We start from the raw sequence: 235 nt of genomic DNA on the forward strand, positions 1-235 counted from the left end.
CTTATTGTTCAACTCGCCCTATATGCCTATGGTGAAGAAGTGGCATGGCGAGGATTCTTTCAACGAAATTTATTAAAAGTATTACCAGTTGGTCCAACCATTATCATTACATCCATTCTGTTTTCCATCGGGCATTTTGCGTTTGGCTCATTTGCGATTGTGAGTTATGATCTTTTCTTTATTTTTATTAATAGTATTTTTTATGGGATTGTAAAACAAATACTATTTGGATCAG

1 protein-coding gene is annotated in these 235 nt (G+C 34.0%); it reads left to right on the top strand.

Annotated features, from left to right (window positions below):
- Positions 1-235 (top strand): CPBP family intramembrane glutamic endopeptidase (locus R2R70_RS23205; RefSeq protein ID WP_410979377.1); only part of this gene is annotated, 235 nt, incomplete at both ends.

Origin of the sequence: Cobetia sp. SIMBA_158 (assembly GCF_046566945.1) — a bacterium.
Classification (GTDB): domain Bacteria; phylum Pseudomonadota; class Gammaproteobacteria; order Pseudomonadales; family Halomonadaceae; genus Cobetia; species Cobetia amphilecti.